We start from the raw sequence: 14446 nt of genomic DNA, 5'->3' as shown, positions 1-14446 counted from the left end.
GTCTAGATATAGTCAGTTTGAAAATATCCTCAATCGTTCGGCTCCCCCTCTCTGAAGGAGAGGGGGCCGGGGGGTGAGGTACCAACAACACACATTCACCTTAATAGCCCACTGCAAAATGGCACAAATCAATTTTGGCGGAGTAGACGAAAACGTAGTTACCCGCGAGGAATTTCCCCTGGAAAAGGCACTGGACGTTCTCAAAGACGAAACGATTGCCGTAATTGGCTACGGCGTGCAGGGTCCGGGCCAGGCGCTGAACATGCGCGACAACGGATTCAACGTTATTGTCGGTCAGCGCGAAGACTCGCCTTCGTGGGAGCGGGCGCTGAAAGATGGTTGGGTGGAAGGCGAAACGCTGTTCTCGATTGAGGAAGCGGCAGAGCGCGGCACCATCATCTGCAACTTGCTCTCCGATGCCGGCCAAATTGCGCTGTGGCCCACATTGAAGGCCAAGCTGACTCCCGGCAAAACGCTGTACTTCTCGCACGGCTTCGGTATCACCTTCAACGACCAAACCAACATCATCCCCCCCGCCGATGTAGATGTGATTTTGGTAGCGCCCAAAGGCAGCGGCACCAGTTTGCGCCGCTTGTTTGTGGCGGGTGGCGGTTTGAACTCGTCGTTTGCCGTGTACCAAGATGCCACGGGCAAAGCCTACGAAAAAGTGGTAGCCATGGGCATCGGCGTAGGCTCGGGCTACCTGTTTGAAACCGACTTCAAGAAGGAAGTGTATTCCGACCTCACCGGCGAGCGGGGCGTGCTGATGGGCGCTCTGGCGGGCATCATCGAGGCGCAGTACCAAGTGCTACGGCAGCGCGGCCATTCGCCTTCGGAGGCGTTCAACGAAACTGTGGAAGAACTCACCCAAAGCCTCGTGCCGCTGGTAGGCGAAAACGGCATGGACTGGATGTTCAGCAACTGCTCGGTAACCGCGCAGCGCGGCGCCCTCGACTGGAAAGGCCGCTTCCGTGAAGCTACCCTGCCCGTCCTCAATGAGCTATACGACAGCGTAGCCAGCGGTGAGGAAGCCCGCCGCACCATCGAGCGTGGCACCACCCCGAACTACCGCTCGGAGCTGGAAACCGAACTCAAAGAAGTGCGTGACTCCGAGCTGTGGCAGACCGGTGCTACCGTGCGTCAGCTCCGCTCCAAGGCCGGCGAGAAAGTAGAAGAGTTGAGCTAAGCGTAAGCTTTTGCAAACAGTAAACTAGACCGTCATGCTGAGCTTGCCGAAGCATCTCTACTGCTTCGGTCGAGCCATTTCAACGAAGCGGTAGAGATGCTTCGGCAAGCTCAGCATGACGGTCTGGTGTTTTTGCCTTTAGGCACCAAACACGAAGGACATGGAAAATGAAGTAGCCGCGCCGCTAGCCGTGACGCTGGAAAACGTGGAGCAGGCCGCGCGCAACCTGAAAGGCGTCATCTACAAGACCCCCTTGCTGCAAAACCACGGCCTCTCGCGCACCTACGACGCGACGGTGCTGCTGAAGCGGGAGGATTTGCAAGTGGTGCGCTCCTACAAAATTCGGGGCGCCTACCACAAGATGCTCACGCTGCCGCCTATTAGCGGCGAGCGGGAAATAGTGTGCGCCAGCGCCGGCAACCACGCGCAAGGTGTGGCTTATGCCTGCCAACTGCTCGGGTTAAAAGGCTACATTTTCATGCCCGCCGCCACACCCGCCCAAAAGGTGGACAAGGTGCGGCTCTTCGGCAAAGAATACGTGGAAGTGGTGCTCACCGGCGCCAGCTTCGACGACTCGTTCAACTCGGCCCGCGAGTTCTGCGACGAGCGGGGCAGCACCTTCATCCATCCCTTCGATGACCTCGCCATTGTAGAAGGCCAGGCCACCGTCGGGCTGGAAATCCTGAAAGCCGCCACCGTACCCATCGACTACTGCTTCATGCCCATCGGCGGCGGCGGCTTGGCTTCGGGCGTGGCTAGCGTGTTTCGGCAGCTCAGCCCAACTACTAAGCTCATCGGCGTACAGCCGTTGGGCGCACCTTCCATGTACTCCGCTATCCGCGGCAACCAGCACGCCGCCCTAGCCAGCATCGACAGCTTTGTGGATGGTGCGGCCGTGAAGTGCCCCGGCCAACTGACCTACGAAATCTGCCGTGAGCTGCTGGACGAGGTGGTGCTGGTACCCGAAGGCCAGATCTGCCAGGACTTGCTGAAGATGTACAACGAGGAAGGCATCGTGCTCGAACCGGCCGGTACGCTCACCATTTCGGCGCTGCACCAGTTTCGGGAGCAAATCAAGGGCAAAATGGTGGTGTGCGTGGTCAGCGGCTCCAACAACGACATCACCCGCATGGAGGATATCAAGGAGCGCGCCATGCAGCACCAGGGCCTCAAGCACTACTTCATGGTGACCTTCAACCAGGCCCCCGGCGCCCTCCGTCGCTTCGTGAACAACGTGCTGCACGAGGGCGACGACATCATCCAGTTCCAATACATCAAGAAAAACAACAAAGAAAAAGGCCCCGTTTTCATCGGCGTCGAAGTCAAGCAGCCCCACGACGTAGAAGGTATTAAAGTCCGCATGGTGGAGGAAGGCTTTGGCTTCGAGTACCTGAATGGCAAGCAGGATTTGTTGGCGCTGTTGGTGTAGCCGGGGGTACCTGCGTAGGGTCGGACCCCACTCAGGTGGGGAGGAGGTACCTAAGTGGGGTCCGACCCTACGCAGGTACCTCCCTCCCCACCTGAGTGCCAAAAAAGAGTACCTGAGTCTTCAATTTGCCGGCCTGAGTCACCAAAAAAATCACTCAGGTCACCAAAACGGCTACCCGAGTAGCTATTTAGATACCTTCGGTGGCCGTTTTGGTATTCCTAGTGCCTAAAAAAGCAGCTCCAGTTGCCAAGGTGGCGACTGGAGCTGCTTTTTTAGGTAGTTGAGTACTTCGAACGGCACACTGAAGTTGCAGGTACTGCTGGTGCAAGGAATGGCGCTAACTGGTTGTGAGAATACGGTGCTGAGCTTTGACTTTGCTTCTCACTTTAAGTTGATAAATGATGCCCGCAACTAAACCAAGAAGACCTCCTAAGTAACTAAAGTTGTGCATAGAGCCAACAGCAATAAAAGAAGCTCTATCCACTAGATTGTCTGGAAACGGCCAGTCAGGCTGATGCGAGTTTAGGTAGCTATAGCCATAAAGCAAACCAAGTAGTCCGGTTACGGCCGCTACACTCATTGTGAGCATAACGCCTCGCCAAATAGCTGAGCGCATATACGAAGCAGTGGGTTGAAGCAAACCAACGAAAGCGTGTATCAATCCTAAGAACAAACCGAACCACCATGTGGCTAATGCTCCGACCACTGCTACGGTTGGACGGTCACCACCAAACCAGCTTGTTTCAAGACCAAATTGCTCGTATTTGAACTTAGTGAAATACTCAGGCGAAATAGTATAAGATAACTGGTCGTGCAAAGCCCCATATAGACCAGCAAGAAGCGTTGACAAGAACAGCGTAGCTGTAAAGACGAGGAATTTTTTCATTGCAGGTAGCTACGCCAACTTCTCCTTGAACAGCTTCAGCGTCCGGTCCCAAGCCAATTTGGCGGCTTCGGGGTTGTAGCGGGCGGGGGAGGAGTCGTTGTTGAAGGCGTGGTTGGCGCCTTCGTACACGTATTGCTCGTACTGGATCTTGTTGGCTTTCAGGGCGGCTTCGTAGGCGTCTTTGCCGGCGTTTACCCGCTCGTCGAGGCCGGCGTAGTGCAGTAGGAGGGTGGCCTTGATTTTGGGCACGTCTTCGGCTTTGGGTTGGGTACCGTAGTAGGCCACGGCGGCGTTGAGCTTGGGGTCGGCTACGGCCAGGCTGTTGGCCATGGCGCCGCCCCAGCAGAAACCGACGCAGCCGGTTTTGCCGTTCGAGTCTTTGCGGCCGCGGAGATAGGTGAGGGCCGCCAGGTAGTTGTTGAGATTCTGCTGCTTGTCCAGCTTGCCAATCATGGTGCGGCCTTCATCCTCGTTGGTGGGCGTGCCCCCGAAGACCGACAGCGCATCAACGCCCAAGGCCAGATAGCCGGCCTGCGCCACGCGGCGCGTTACGTCCTTGATGTGGGGCGTGAGGCCGCGGTTTTCGTGAATTACCACCACGCTGCCTAGCTTCTTCTTGCTCTTGGGGTGCACCAAGTAGCCCTTCATGGTGGTGCCCGCGTCGCCGGGCCAGGTTACTTCTTCGGTTACCAGGTCATCGGCTTGCTCGGGTACGGTGGCGGCTTTGGCGTAGCCGGGTTCCAGCACGGCCAGCGCCGCGGCGGCCATGGCGGCACCCCCGGTTAGCTTGTGCAGGCGGTCCAGAAAGTCGCGGCGGCTAAGCGGGGCGTGGGTGTACTCGTCGAAGAGGTTGATGATACGCTGGTCCATAGGATGGGCTAAAGGAAAGATGGTAACATAAGCTTCAGCTTGCTGCCGACCGCCGTAATCGAGGCGCTGCCGGCAGCATAAAGCTAGAGGCAAGCCCGGCCGGCAGCAGTTGCGCGTCGGGCTCGACCTGTAACTGCTAAGCTACCCCGAAAGCTTGTATGTAAGCAACCGCGCTTGTGTATATCCCGAAATTTATTGCACAAAGGAATTTAATTTAAACCATCTCCCGAAATCGTTCCCGGAAACGGTTTCGGGAGATTTATTTGCAGGATTGGTCTAGAAAGCGTTTTTGCACCCCCTGAGGTTGGTTTAGTTACGGTATATTTCGACCAGGAAGCCTTCCTGTTGTCAAGGCCTTGCGGTCGTGTGGCTTCGTATAGGTAGCGAAGCAAGAAACTGCGGATTGCCATCTTGCCTACCGATTTTTTGGCTCGGTATTACTCTTTGCTTTGCCCTTTTCTATGAAGTACCTGCTCGGATATGATATTGGTAGCTCTTCCATCAAAGTAGCTCTGCTGAGCATTGACACCGGCAAGTGTTTGGCCAGTGTCACGTCGCCGGCGCAGGAGATGGAAATTGTGGCTAAGACGGCCGGATGGGCCGAGCAGGAGCCGGCCCGGTGGTGGCAAGAGGTATTGAATGCCACTCAACAGCTAAAAGAGAAATTCAGCTTCGACCCGGCCTTGGTAGCGGGCATTGGCATCACCTACCAAATGCACGGGCTAGTATTGCTCGACAAAGCGGGCCAGGTATTGCGCCCCGCTATTATCTGGTGCGACAGCCGGGCCGTCGAGTATGGTAACCAGGCTTTCGCGGAGCTAGGGGAAGAGTATTGCCTGCACTACCTGCTCAACTCGCCCGGCAACTTCACCGCTTCCAAGCTGAAGTGGGTGAAAGAGAACGAGCCCGCCATTTACGAGCAAATTCATAAGATTCAACTGCCCGGCGACTACATCGCCTTCCAAATGACGGGCCAGCTGCAAACCACCGTATCGGGTCTGTCGGAGGGCGTGTTCTGGAACTTCCGGGAGCATAACATTGCCCAAGGCCTGCTCGACTACTACGGCCTCAGCCGCGACTTGCTGCCCGAAGTAGTGGACACCTTTGCCGAGCATGGCCGCCTGACGCCGGAAGCCGCGCGGGTGCTTGGTCTGCACGCGGGCACCCCCATCAGCTACCGCGCCGGCGACCAGCCCAACAATGCTTTCTCGCTGAATGTGCTTCACGCCGGCGAGATAGCCGCTACGGCGGGCACCAGCGGCGTGGTCTACGGCATCAGTGAAACGCCCGCCGCCGACTCCCGCTCCCGGGTTAACACCTTTGTGCACGTCAACAGCACCGAAGCACAGCCGCGCAACGGCGTGCTGATGTGCGTGAACGGCACCGGCATCCTGAACAGCTGGCTCCGCAAGGTGATAGGCGAGCTGCCCTACGACGAAATGAATGACCTGGCCGCACAGGCACCAGTAGGGGCCGAGGGGCTGCTGTTCCTGCCGTTCGGCAATGGCGCCGAGCGGATTCTGGAAAACCGACCAACCACTGCCGAACTGCATGGGCTGAGTTTCAACCGGCACTCCCGCGCCCACGTCTTGCGGGCGGCGCAGGAGGGCATTGTTTTCGCCTTCAACTACGGCCTCGACATCATGCGCGGTATGGGCGTGCAGGTGCAGAAAGTGCGGGCCGGCAACGCCAACATGTTCTTGAGCCCGGTGTTCCGCGAGGCCTTCGTGAACAGCGGCAACGTCACGCTCGAACTCTACAATACCGATGCCGCGCAGGGGGCGGCCCGCGGCGCTGGCATCGGGGTAGGCGTATATGCTAGTCCTGCTGAAGCATTTGGCGGTCTGGAACGTCTGCTTACCCTAGAGCCCACACCCGCCCTGCAAGACCAGTACCAGGGCGCCTATGCCCGTTGGCACCGCACCCTTACCCAACAAATTCTCTCATCCCCATCATCTTCCATCCTCCCTACCCATGTCGACGAACACACTTTCTAGAACGGAATTTTTCACGGGCATCGACCCCATTAAATACGAAGGACGCGAGTCCGACAACCCGCTGGCCTTTAAGTGGTACGACGAGAACCGCGTGGTGGCCGGCAAGACCATGAAAGAGCACCTACGCTTCGCCGTATCGTACTGGCACACCTTCGTGGGCACCGGCGGCGACCCATTTGGCCCCGGCACCAAGCAGTTTGCTTGGGACGCGCAGCACGAAGCCGTCGGCCGGGCCAAAGACAAAATGGACGCAGCTTTCGAATTCTTCACCAAGCTTGGCACCCCGTACTACTGCTTCCACGATGTCGATCTGGTGGATGAAGGCTCGTCGTTGCGCGAGTATGAAAGCAACCTCAGCGCCATTGTCGACTATGCCAAGCAGCACCAGCAGGAAAGCGGCGTGAAGCTGCTGTGGGGCACAGCCAACGTGTTTTCCAACCCGCGCTACATGAACGGCGCCAGCACCAACCCCGACTTCTCGGTACTAGCCCACGCCGGCACGCAAATACTCAACGCGCTGGATGCTACCATCGCCCTAGGCGGCGAAAACTACGTGTTCTGGGGAGGCCGCGAAGGCTACATGACCCTGCTCAACACCAACATGAAGCGCGAACTGGAGCACATGGGCCGCTTCCTGGGCATGGCCCGCGACTACGCCCGCAAGCAAGGCTTCACCGGCAAATTCTTTATCGAGCCCAAGCCTGCCGAGCCCACCAAGCACCAGTACGATTTCGACGCCGCCACCGTCATTAGCTTCCTGAAAAAGCACGGCCTCGAAAACGACTTCATGCTGAACCTGGAAGTGAACCACGCCACGCTGGCCGGCCACACCTTCCAGCACGAGCTGCAAGTGGCCGCCGATGCCAACATGCTCGGCAGCATGGACGCCAACCGCGGCGACTACCAAAACGGTTGGGACACCGACCAGTTCCCCAACAACATCAACGAGCTAACCGAGTCCATGCTCGTCATCCTGGAAGCCGGGGGCTTCAAGCACGGCGGCATCAACTTCGACGCCAAAACCCGCCGCAATTCCACCGACCTCGAAGACATCTTCGTGGCCCACATCAGCGGTATGGATACCTTCGCCCGCGCCCTTGTTACGGCCGATGCCATCCTCACCAAGTCGCCTTACCGCAAATTCCGCAAGGAGCGCTACGCCTCGTTCGACGAGGGCGCTGGTGCCGCCTTCGAGCGGGGCGAGCTGACCCTGGAAGATTTGCGCCGCCTGGCCTTTGAGTACGGCGAACCTACGCCTCGCAGCGGTAAGCAGGAGTGGCTGGAAAGCATCATCAACCAGTACATCTAAAGCTTTTTAAGCCAACCAACAAAAAGGAGGGCCCCACTTGCGTGAGGCCCTCCTTTTTGTTGGTTGGCTTATACCATTATATTGAAAATCAGTCGTCGCCGACGTACACAGTTTCCTTCGGTGGGAAGAGCTTGTCGACAAGGTGATAGAGCCGCCAGCGCGTGTTTTTGAGGCGTTTCTTCACAGGGACAGATCGAAAATCGAAACGGTTTATTGCCTCTATTTCTTCTGCTACCGAACGGCTTTTCAATTTAGATTCCAGCAGAAAAGAGGCAATGGCATCGTTCCACTCTGTTTTGTTGCTCCAGTAGTGCCCGATATAAGGCAGCGCCGACTGCAAATCGAACCGTTCCTGCAAGGCTACCGACAACGCGAACTGCTCGATTAGGCGGGGCGTAACGCCGGCTCGGCTTAGGTCGTCGCAGATGCGCAGGGCGAGGTTGATGGCTTCGGGGGCGCCTTGGGCCGGAATGCCCACTACCCCGGCATTCCACATGCTATGACGCTCGTGGAACAGCACCTCCCCGAACAATTTGCCACCCACTTGCTGCCACATACGCCGCTCAGTTTTGCTGCCTAGCGCCGCTAAGGCACCTTCGGGCTCATGCATGAATGCCTTGCCGACTGCCAGGGCGGCTTGCAGCTGCTCGAATGAGTTGTGCAGAAACGTATCGGAATCGAGATAAAGCAGGGGAGTACCCGGGTACTTGGCGGCCACCAACTCCAGCGCCTTGATTTTGATGCGCCAAAAGAAATCAAACTCGCCCTTCCATTCGCGCAATGTGGCCTCGTCTACGGGCAGCACCGTCACGTGCCCGGCGAGGTGGCGGTAAAAATCGGGCGCGTCCGTTACAATAGTGACAGTGCCAAGGCCCGGCCGATGCCGCAGAAAACTCAGAATAGAGAAACAAGCCTGGAAATGATTGCGCACATTGTCGCCAAACACCAGATACAGTAGATTCATAGGAGTTTGTTAAGCTGCAAGCGGTGAGCTAGAAGCTGTAAGCCATTGAACTTGCTTGCAGCTTCTAGCTCACCGCTTGTAGCTTATAGAATAGCTCTATTCCGCTTCCCGGTTTACGGTGGCGGGGTTGAAAGCCGGCACACACACCGACCAATACTCGCACTCCGCATCAAAAGGATTGGAGTAGCGCACGCGCGCCCCGGCCTTGATCAGCAACGACTCGCCGGCCCCTAGCTCTACTACGTCGCCGTCAATTTCGAAACGCTTGCGGCCGCGTACTACTATAGTTACTTCGTCGAACTCGGGGCGCTGGTGGGGCTCGCTCCATTGGGGCGGGGCCACTATATGGGCCACGCTGTATTCGGCGGTTTGAGTGCTGGCTAGGCCAATGTGTTCTTCGATGAGCTTACCGTCGGTGGTGGGCACCACAAACGGGTTCTGCTGGCGGAAATAGCGCTTTTCAGACATAAGGATGGGCAAAGGGGACTACTTTTTTGAATCGGGGCAGGCGCCGGGGGTGAAGCTGGTAAGGCCGGCGTTGGTAGCCGTGCAGGCATTGCCGTAGGTCTTGCCGTCGCAGCCGCACACCGGTTCGTACTGCATGGTACACATGGCATCCGTACGAATTTTGGTGGGGTCGATGCACGGTTTAGCCGCGGTTGACGCAGTCTGTTTCTGACAGGCTCCGGCTAGCAGCAAGGTCAGCAAAGGCAGCAGGGTTCTCATCAGAGTAGGCAAGAGGTGGAACGCGAAAGTAGAACTTCAGCGCCATATAATGTAGTAGGGTTGAGTTCCAAGGAAAAGACTGTCCTTGCTTTCAGATGCTTGGCTACGCAGTCCGGAATGGCAAACTAGTTTCGTATTGCGCTACTGTACTTTCCAAAGTACTTGACAAACCTAATTTTCAAATACTATATTGTAGAACGCTACTTTTTTGGGATTCAACGAAAACCTGTGCAGCTTGGCGCCGTATTAGGCTCAGAATGGCGCAACATGATACGCTGCAGCCCTATCCAACGTGGTAGCCAGAACTGAGCTACCAACGGTCATCTAGCTGAATTTCATCACCTTTCTCTCTCCACACTATGTCGTATTACGAAGAAGAAGACAACTCCGGCAAAATCCTCCTCGCTGCTTTGGCTGGTGCCGGCGCCGGTATCATTGCTGGTTTGTTGATGGCTCCCGATAAAGGCAAAGCCACCCGCGAAAAAATCGGCAGCGCTGCTACTAAGTACAGCGGTCAGCTAGGCGAGCAACTCTCGAAATATACCGAAGACCTAGATGCCAAGTTCAAAGGCTACGTAGAGAAGCTGGAGGACCTCGGCATTGGCGGAGCCGGCAGCAGCCTGAAGCTAAAAGGCGCCTGGGACGACGCCAAAGGCAAGCTGAAGCAGCAATACGCGCAGCTCACCGACGAAGACCTAGAGTACACTGAAGGCAAAAGCGACGAGCTAGTAGGCCGTTTGCAGCAGAAGCTCGGCAAAGCCAAAAGCGAAGTCGTGAAAATGCTGAACGACTTGTAGGCTAGTATAGCTTCCTGTATAAGCCCCTGTTTTCGCAAGAAAGCAGGGGCTTTTCTGCTAACCTAAACGTAACAGAAGCCGTTAGCAGGAAAACGAATCAGGCCACCATGAGCGCCGATGAGCAGCAAACAAACCCCGCTGAACAACGGCTCGTGTTTTTACTGAAACCTTACTTTTTTACCTTCATACCTGCTGCGTTATGCAAGACACCAAAGGCAAAGTGATTCTCTCCTTGTTGGCCGGAGCCACCGCGGGCATTGTAACCGGCTTGCTACTGGCCCCCGAAACCGGTGACGAGACCCGCGCGGGCCTCAAAAAATCTGCCACCAAGTTCGGCGGCGACCTCAACAAGCTGCTCAAAGAGGGCATGGCCCGCTTAAACTCCCTGAAAGAGCAAGCGCCGGCTTCCTCGCAGCAAGAGTCTGACCGCTCAGCCGCCGACAGCCTGCTTGGCGCCATTGATACGCCGGGCGGCTTCACGCAGCCAGATGCCGGCAGCATCGACGACATTGATTCCGACTATGATGGCATCGGCGGCGACGCTCGTCATTCCGCCGGCTATGGCAAAGGCCTCTAAAAAATTTACATGGTTTTGTAACCCTGTTTTAAGTTGTGCGTTAAAGAATATACAACCGACTTGAAAGAAGATCGGAGAATTCAATGTTGTAAAATTGCCGGCTACCGAGCTTCTGATGGAATTTGGTTAAACACCCCATCAGTAAAATCTGGCTTTGCCCATCGCAAGCTTCTGCATTAGAACCCGGTTGAAATGGTTAGTTTGTTGTAATTCAAAAGGAAAGCCTCCCGCTATTCAATGCGCGGGAGGCTTTCTGATTTTTAGGCCTGCTTGTTAGGCGTAGATAAATTTCTAAAAGAATTAGAACCTGCGTAGCCTCACCTGCGGTAGCGCCGTTAAAGAGAATGTAACTGGCTTGAAATAAGCTGGTAGGGTTCTTGAAGTAAAATTGCCGGCAGTAGAGCTTCTGTTAGATCGTGGTTAACTTGATCCGGCAGTAAAATCATACTTGTTCATCGCAAGCTTCTTCGAGTAAGCCTTTCAGTTGAAAGGTAAGTTGGTTCCAAAAGAAAGCCTCCCGCACAGTGATATGCGAGAGGCTTTCTGCATTTAAACACGGATTTTAGCTGATTTCGCAGATCTTGTGAAAGATTAAAATCTCAGACTTCAACAAAAGCAAAGAGCCACCCCGATAAGGTGGCTCTTTGCTTTTTGTGTTATGGAGCCGACTAACGTTGCCCACAAAATCCGTATAATCCGAAAAATCCGTGTAATCCGTGATCAGGCTTTCGGCGCGTTTTCTGATTTAGTGTTTTCCGGCTTCATCTGCGGGAAGAACAGCACGTCCTGAATCGAGTTTGAGTTGGTCATGATCATGCTGAGGCGGTCGATGCCGATGCCTAAGCCTGCCGTGGGCGGCATACCGTACTCCAAAGCCCGTAAGAAGTCTTCATCAAGCACCATGGCCTCGGTGTCGCCGCGCTTGCCTAGCTCCAGTTGCTCTTCGAAGCGGGCGCGCTGGTCGATAGGGTCGTTAAGCTCCGAGAAGGCATTGCAGATTTCTTTGCCGTTGCAAATAGCCTCGAAGCGCTCCACCAGGCCCGGCTTGCTGCGGTGCTTCTTGGCCAGCGGCGACATTTCCACCGGGTAGTCGGTGATGAACGTGGGCTGAATCAGTTTGGGCTCGACATGCTCCCCAAAGATTTCGTCGATGATTTTGGCCTTGCCCATGCTTGGCTCGAGGCCTACTTTTAGTTCCTTGGCCGCCGCCCGCAGTTCGTCTTCCGACTTGCCGTCGATGTTGAAGCCCGTGAAGTGCTCGATGGCTTCGGCCATGGTGTAGCGTTTCCAGGGCCGCTGGAAGTTGATAAGGTTTTCGCCTACCTGCACTTCGGTCTGCCCATGCAAAGTCAGGGCTACCCGCTCCACCATTTCCTCCACCAGGTCCATCATCCAGTAGTAGTCTTTGTAGGCTACGTACAACTCCATCTGCGTGAACTCCGGGTTGTGGAAGCGCGACATGCCCTCGTTGCGGAAGTCTTTGCTGAACTCGTACACCCCATCGAAGCCCCCCACAATCAGGCGCTTCAGGTACAGCTCGTTGGCAATGCGCAGGTACAGCGTCATGTCCAGCGTGTTGTGGTGGGTTTTGAAGGGCCGCGCCGCCGCACCGCCGTAGAGTGGCTGCAGAATCGGGGTTTCCACTTCCAGATAGCCTTTGTCGTTGAGGTAGTTGCGCATGGCTTGTACCAGCTGCGTCCGCTTAACAAAAGCGTCGCGCACCTGTGGGTTCACTACTAAGTCCACGTAGCGCTGGCGGTAGCGCTGCTCGGGGTCGGTGAAAGCATCGTAGGTTTTCTTTTCGCCGGTAACTTCGTCTACGGCTTCGCGCACCACGGGTAGCGGGCGCAGACTTTTGCTCAGAAACTTGAATTCGGTGACGTGAATGGAAATTTCACCCACCATCGTTGTAAATACGCGGCCTTTTACGCCCACGAAGTCGCCGAGGTCAACTAGCTTCTTGAACACGTTGTTGTAAAGCGTCTTGTCTTCGCCAGGGCAGATTTCGTCGCGGTTTACGTAGAGTTGAATGCGGCCCGAGGCGTCCATTAACTCTGCAAACGAAGCCTTTCCCATCACCCGCACCGACATAATCCGGCCCGCTAAACTCACTTCCTGAAAGTTGTTGAGCTCGGGGTGGTAGTTGTCGAGGATTTCTTGAGCATAGAAACTCACATCGAACAGCTCAGACGGATATGGCTCGATGCCAAGCTTCTGAAGCTCGTCGAGCTTGTTGCGGCGAATTATTTCCTGTTCGCTGAGATGGTGCATGGGGCAGGGAGTAAAAAGAAGGCCCACACCGGGCCAAAAAGTCAAGCTGCAAAAATAGCGCGGTCCGTCCGGCTAACCTAACAGGTTACTTAGTTAGAACTAAGAGCTTATCCGAATAGGCAGTTGTCATTCCGACGCAGGAGGGATCTGAATCAACCTGTTGAATGAGCATACTCAAATCCCTCCTGCGTCGGAATGACAACTGCCTATTCGGATAAGCTCTAAGAACTTGAACTCCACAAAGTTCAAAGCTCTTACTTCTCAACCTACACAGCCCTACAAGCAAAAAGCGCCGTCCCCTTGGGACGGCGCTTTGGTGTATATGGAGTAAGATCTAAGCAATAAGGATGATGCAAACCTTATGCCGCAATTCCCATTTGCGGTGCTGGCGCCTCGCCCGTGAGGGTGGGATGCACGCGGGTGCGCAAACGATCTTCTACAAAGCTGTGGCGCAGGTGCTTCGGCAGCTCGTCAACCAGCTGCTGGTAGCGCTCCAGCCCAACGGCTTTGGCCACGTAGGTTTCGTGAATGCCATTGAGGTAGCTCACGATGTTAAGCAGCGACTGGTGGAAAAGCTTGAAATCAATCTCTGCCTCGATGTAGCGCTCAATCTCACGACTGGTCTGCGAGATGCGCAAGCGGCCCAACAGGTCGAAGATGGTGGTATAGCCTAAGCGCCACGTAATCTGCTGCCAGTGTGAGGCCGTCCACTTGTCGAGCACCTTGCCGGTCTTCTGGCTGCGCAGAGCCGTATTCGGATTGGCTTGCACTTGCTGGCGCGTCCACTGCGCTTTCATCTTGCGCGTAGTGCGCAAAAACTGACCAACCTGCGCCTGCGCGTCAATCTCCTTGCTGGCAATATTGAGTCCGGCTTTGTAGCCAGCCAACGGCAAGCGGTGAATGCTGAAGTCGCCATAGGTACCAGCAGCGTAAAACGATATTGGGCGCGGATAGGCATTGCGCACTACCAGCCGACCCACCTCCCGCCGCACCAGCGAAGGGTTATTGCTCCGTACGCCGGCCGTGAACAGGAAGGCCTGCAAGCCCGCCATGATGGTATGGTACGCCTGCGGGAATGTCCAGTGCAGGGCGTTACGTAAGTAGTCTTCGTCGCCTAGCTCGGCCGTGGAGCGTAGCGCGTATTCAGTGCTCCAGCACGAATGCAACAGCTTGGTTACTGCCGTCAGATCAGCCTCGGTAAGCTCGGCCTGATGCGCCCGGAAGAACGGTAGGTGCTGCAAGCCGCCGGTAGCGTCGTCGGCCTCTTGAATGTGGTAGTTAATGGCGAAGAAATAGTTGAGGAAAACCTGCGCCGGGATAGACTTGCGCCAGGTCTCGTCAGCTAGTTTCTGCTGCTCGTCCGTCACGAGCGGAATGATAGGTGTTTCCATGTTCGTCGTCATGCTAGTTTAACATAAAGGTATTGGTTATGGT

Annotated in this window: 13 protein-coding genes; 6 read left to right on the top strand and 7 right to left on the bottom strand. The window is 55.8% G+C overall.

All coding sequences use genetic code 11. The features are described 5' to 3' along the window. Positions 1 to 118: 118 nt before the first annotated feature. Both ilvC and ilvA read left to right on the top strand, forming a co-directional pair. A complete protein-coding gene (gene ilvC / locus VF639_RS13300) occupies positions 119 to 1186 on the top strand; it encodes a ketol-acid reductoisomerase (protein ID WP_331146400.1) in 1068 nt (355 codons plus the stop codon). Positions 1187 to 1346: 160 nt separating this feature from the next. After that, entirely contained in the window at positions 1347 to 2615 is a 1269-nt protein-coding gene (gene ilvA / locus VF639_RS13295; protein WP_331146399.1) for a threonine ammonia-lyase IlvA, read from the top strand. Between the two features lie 337 nt (positions 2616 to 2952). Here the strand turns inward: ilvA and VF639_RS13290 are convergent, their stop codons facing one another. After that, positions 2953 to 3501 carry a hypothetical protein gene (locus VF639_RS13290; protein ID WP_331146398.1) on the bottom strand — a complete coding sequence of 183 codons (549 nt, stop codon included), beginning with the start codon at positions 3499 to 3501 and terminating at the stop codon, positions 2953 to 2955. A 9-nt stretch (positions 3502 to 3510) separates the two neighbouring features. Continuing rightward, positions 3511 to 4371, bottom strand: a complete 861-nt coding sequence (locus VF639_RS13285) for a dienelactone hydrolase family protein (protein ID WP_331146397.1) — start codon at positions 4369 to 4371, stop codon at positions 3511 to 3513. A gap of 461 nt (positions 4372 to 4832) precedes the next feature. Between VF639_RS13285 and VF639_RS13280 the strand changes: the two genes are divergently transcribed. Further along, complete coding sequence (locus tag VF639_RS13280; RefSeq protein WP_331146396.1) at positions 4833 to 6368, top strand: xylulokinase; 1536 nt, start codon at positions 4833 to 4835, stop codon at positions 6366 to 6368. After that, the gene (xylA, locus tag VF639_RS13275; protein ID WP_331146395.1) at positions 6346 to 7677 is read left to right on the top strand and encodes a xylose isomerase; all 1332 of its coding nucleotides are present in this window, start codon (positions 6346 to 6348) and stop codon (positions 7675 to 7677) included. The genes VF639_RS13280 and xylA overlap by 23 nt, the downstream gene beginning before the upstream one ends. Before the next feature lie 88 nt (positions 7678 to 7765). On the opposite strand, the gene VF639_RS13270 is transcribed toward xylA, so the two are convergent. From VF639_RS13270 to VF639_RS13260, 3 genes are all read right to left on the bottom strand, one after another. Next, positions 7766 to 8641: a hypothetical protein gene (locus VF639_RS13270; RefSeq protein WP_331146394.1), complete on the bottom strand. Its 876-nt coding sequence runs from the start codon at positions 8639 to 8641 to the stop codon at positions 7766 to 7768. A gap of 96 nt (positions 8642 to 8737) precedes the next feature. Next, positions 8738 to 9109: a cupin domain-containing protein gene (locus VF639_RS13265; RefSeq protein ID WP_331146393.1), complete on the bottom strand. Its 372-nt coding sequence runs from the start codon at positions 9107 to 9109 to the stop codon at positions 8738 to 8740. 18 nt (positions 9110 to 9127) lie between these two features. Next, on the bottom strand, positions 9128 to 9367 hold the full coding sequence (locus VF639_RS13260; protein WP_331146392.1) for a Kazal-type serine protease inhibitor family protein: 240 nt from the start codon (positions 9365 to 9367) through the stop codon (positions 9128 to 9130). 359 nt (positions 9368 to 9726) lie between these two features. On the opposite strand from VF639_RS13260, the gene VF639_RS13255 reads away from it, so the two are divergent. Continuing rightward, complete coding sequence (locus VF639_RS13255) at positions 9727 to 10164, top strand: YtxH domain-containing protein (RefSeq protein ID WP_331146391.1); 438 nt, start codon at positions 9727 to 9729, stop codon at positions 10162 to 10164. Positions 10165 to 10363: 199 nt separating this feature from the next. Beyond that, complete coding sequence (locus tag VF639_RS13250; protein WP_331146390.1) at positions 10364 to 10741, top strand: YtxH domain-containing protein; 378 nt, start codon at positions 10364 to 10366, stop codon at positions 10739 to 10741. A gap of 720 nt (positions 10742 to 11461) precedes the next feature. On the opposite strand, the gene lysS is transcribed toward VF639_RS13250, so the two are convergent. Together lysS and VF639_RS13240 are read right to left on the bottom strand one after the other, a co-directional pair. Then, positions 11462 to 13012, bottom strand: a complete 1551-nt coding sequence (gene lysS, locus VF639_RS13245; protein WP_331146389.1) for a lysine--tRNA ligase — start codon at positions 13010 to 13012, stop codon at positions 11462 to 11464. A 359-nt stretch (positions 13013 to 13371) separates the two neighbouring features. Then, positions 13372 to 14403 carry a hypothetical protein gene (locus tag VF639_RS13240; RefSeq protein WP_331146388.1) on the bottom strand — a complete coding sequence of 344 codons (1032 nt, stop codon included), beginning with the start codon at positions 14401 to 14403 and terminating at the stop codon, positions 13372 to 13374. Positions 14404 to 14446 lie beyond the last annotated feature (43 nt).

The sequence above is a fragment of the Hymenobacter sp. genome, from assembly GCF_036387835.1.
GTDB lineage: Bacteria > Bacteroidota > Bacteroidia > Cytophagales > Hymenobacteraceae > Hymenobacter.
Note: the sequence above shows the minus strand (reverse complement) of the source record. Positions and strands in the feature narration are given on the sequence as shown.

Bases quoted from the DNA above. Each gene is read 5' to 3' on its own strand.
- VF639_RS13270 (WP_331146394.1), bottom strand. From the start codon at position 8,641: ATGAATCTACTGTATCTGGTGTTTGGCGACAATGTGCGCAATCATTTC.
- lysS (WP_331146389.1), bottom strand. From the start codon at position 13,012: ATGCACCATCTCAGCGAACAGGAAATAATTCGCCGCAACAAGCTCGAC.
- VF639_RS13250 (WP_331146390.1), top strand. From the start codon at position 10,364: ATGCAAGACACCAAAGGCAAAGTGATTCTCTCCTTGTTGGCCGGAGCC.
- ilvC (WP_331146400.1), top strand. From the start codon at position 119: ATGGCACAAATCAATTTTGGCGGAGTAGACGAAAACGTAGTTACCCGC.
- VF639_RS13280 (WP_331146396.1), top strand. From the start codon at position 4,833: ATGAAGTACCTGCTCGGATATGATATTGGTAGCTCTTCCATCAAAGTA.
- VF639_RS13260 (WP_331146392.1), bottom strand. From the start codon at position 9,367: ATGAGAACCCTGCTGCCTTTGCTGACCTTGCTGCTAGCCGGAGCCTGT.
- VF639_RS13285 (WP_331146397.1), bottom strand. From the start codon at position 4,371: ATGGACCAGCGTATCATCAACCTCTTCGACGAGTACACCCACGCCCCG.
- VF639_RS13240 (WP_331146388.1), bottom strand. From the start codon at position 14,403: ATGGAAACACCTATCATTCCGCTCGTGACGGACGAGCAGCAGAAACTA.
- xylA (WP_331146395.1), top strand. From the start codon at position 6,346: ATGTCGACGAACACACTTTCTAGAACGGAATTTTTCACGGGCATCGAC.
- VF639_RS13255 (WP_331146391.1), top strand. From the start codon at position 9,727: ATGTCGTATTACGAAGAAGAAGACAACTCCGGCAAAATCCTCCTCGCT.
- ilvA (WP_331146399.1), top strand. From the start codon at position 1,347: ATGGAAAATGAAGTAGCCGCGCCGCTAGCCGTGACGCTGGAAAACGTG.
- VF639_RS13265 (WP_331146393.1), bottom strand. From the start codon at position 9,109: ATGTCTGAAAAGCGCTATTTCCGCCAGCAGAACCCGTTTGTGGTGCCC.
- VF639_RS13290 (WP_331146398.1), bottom strand. From the start codon at position 3,501: ATGAAAAAATTCCTCGTCTTTACAGCTACGCTGTTCTTGTCAACGCTT.